Below are 2,512 nucleotides of genomic sequence, written 5' to 3'. Positions count from 1 at the left end.
GCCGATGCCGATGCCGATGCCGATGCCGACGTGGCCGTGGCCGCAGCCGCGGCGGACCAGCTCGGCCTCGTGCGCCGACAGCGACGGCGGCTGATCGCGGCGGGCGTGGCTGATCGCCTCGACGACGTCGGTCACCACCCCCCGGTAGCCCGCGCCGTTGGGTGCCACCCGCAGCATCCGCAGCACCCCGTCGGCGAGGTATTCGCCGCCGTAGTCTCCGTCCAGCACGGGCATCGACGCGATCGGCCCGGGCGGTGGGCCGGTCCGCATGGACCACCGCACGCCGATGAGCGCCGGCGACCGGCGACCGGTGAAGTGCTGGTGCCAGCGCAGGCGCTCGCGGAACAGCGACCACTCGATCCGGCACTGCGCGTCGGCGAAGTACGCGTCCGAGTACAGGGCGACCAGGACCGGCGTGAGCAGCGCCTGCGGGTTCGCCTCGCCGGGGCCGCGCGGTCCCGGCTGCTCGGCACCGGCCGTCGCGCCGCTGAACACCTCGCGGTACCCCAGCCGGTCGTGCACCCCTTTCTGCACGTCCCGGAAGAACCGCTCGACGTAGCGCCCGTCCTCGGCGGCCGCGGCGTGATGCAGCAGGAAGAAAGGACTCATACCATCACGGCCCGGGACGGAACGGTGACGCGACCGCCTCGGCCGCCTCCGCGTCCAGCGCGGGCAGTTGGTCCCGGGCGACGTCCATCACCCGGTAGGCCAGCAGGCTGACGTACTCCGCGAACGCCCGTTCGTGGCGCATGAGGTCCAGGACCGGCATGTCGTCGTAGGTGCGGCCGAGGTCTATCCGCGCGATGTGCAGCTCGGCGGCGGCCGGCGGCACCTCCGTCTCCCGGACGAGCCAGGGGACGGGAACAATGCCGGCCGGCGGTTTCCCGCCGGCCGGGGTAGCCCGCCGGATGCGTTCCTGGAAGATGCCGAACTCCCGACCGCACCAGTCACTCTCGAAATAGTCGTCAGTCCACAGCGCGACCATCACCGGCGAGGTCCGCACGGCGTCGCGCAGCGAGGTCGGCCAGTGGTCGCCGCTGCCCATCCGCTCGGCGTCGAGGAATCCCGCCGGTTCGGTCCGTCGACGGACCTTGCGGCGCAGCTCCGCCTCCAGATCCCGGTGGAACTGGACCACCCGGTCCCGGTCCTGCCGGTGCGCGTGGCTGGTGAAGAAGTAGTAGCTCGCCGCGCCGCCCGGCCCGCGCGGGAACGGGGGCGGGCCGTCCGTGCCGGGGATCGGCCGGGTGGCGAACGGGTCGACCGGGGCCGTCGCGTGGGGGCCGGGCACCAGCGCGGATCTGTCCGGGCCGCCGGTGAGCTCGGCGACCTGCCGCCGGAAGGCCGCGACCGCCAGGTCCTCGCGCGGGGCCACGAGGTCGAGGCCGTGGACCAGGGCGTCCAGCAGACCCGGGCCCGGCTGGCGGAGAGCCTCGCTGACCAACGTCGTCATGCGCACGGCCAGCCACGGCGAGGTCAGGCCGACGGTCATCCCGCTGAGCCGGCTGACCTGCGCGAACCAGTCGTCGAAGCCGTCGACGTCGGCGATGTACTCCACCCGCATCAGCGTCGCGACCAGCCGGTCGACATCGTTCACCCGGTCGGCGTGAGACGGGTCGGCGGCCGGCGGGGACCCGGCGCGGTCAACCTCGCCGTTCTCCTTCGCCACCGCGGGGATGACGTCCGGGAACGGGCTGAGATCGGCGACGAACGGCACGGTGTCCGCGTCGGCCGAGCTCGACCCGGCGGAGTCCGCCGGCGGGCCGGGCACCGGGAGGGGCCGCGCGTAGGGCTCCGCGGCGGCGAGGCCATCCGGGGGGAGGCTGGCCGCCAGTTCGAGCAGGCGTTGGCAGAGTTCCGGAGTGAGGGTGCGCTCGCGGATGAGGTAACCGCAGAGTTCCGCCAGCGGCCCCGGCCGGTGCCCGAGCAGGTCGCTGAGGCGGGCCGCCGTCGCCGGGTCGACCATCGGCGCGGCGCTCGTCAGGAGCATGACCGACTCGCGTGGGGTGAGCGGACCGATCGTCATCGTCCGTTCCCGCCAACTGTCCTCGCTGCGTTCGGTGACGACGAGGCAGTGGGCCCACGCCTGCGGCAGGTACCGTTCGACCAGCGCCGGGCTCGCGGCACCGGCGAGGACGACCAGCCAGCCGCGGCCCGCCCGCGCCCGTCGGCCCAGCTTGGCCGCCGCCTGCCCGGCAAGCTCCGCGAGCTGCCCGGGAATGTCACGGCCCGGGCCGCAGTCCACCCACCAGGCAACGTCATAGCGCAGCTGGTAGCGGTGCTGGTAGGCGCTGGCCAGCTCGGTCTCGCCGACGCCGCTGACCCCACCGGCGGGGACGAGCGCCACCCGGCCGTGCTGGCAGAGCCGGTCCCAGACCTCGGCGAGCTCGTCGTCGCGCCCGGCGAACAGCTCGTTCTCCCGGCGGCCGCGCCAGACCGGCGGGCGCTCACCGGGCCGGCGGTCTGGCCGGCCATAGGGCGCCATCGCGCCGCTCACCACGGACCGCCCCCGCGC

2 protein-coding genes are annotated in these 2,512 nt (G+C 74.5%); both read right to left on the bottom strand.

Features of this window, described 5'->3' with window-relative positions:
* The coding region (locus tag MXD58_RS28875) for a hypothetical protein (RefSeq protein WP_250611331.1) at window positions 1–609 on the bottom strand (609 nt) is incomplete at its 3' end.
* 4 nt (window positions 610–613) lie between these two features.
* Window positions 614–2,512: TIR domain-containing protein (locus MXD58_RS28870; protein ID WP_308302070.1), on the bottom strand; the 1,899-nt coding region annotated here is incomplete at its 5' end.

It is taken from the genome of Frankia sp. AgKG'84/4 (assembly GCF_023242965.2).
GTDB lineage: Bacteria > Actinomycetota > Actinomycetes > Frankiales > Frankiaceae > Frankia.
The sequence above is the reverse complement of the archived record's forward strand: the minus strand, read 5'-3'. Positions and strand labels throughout refer to the sequence as shown.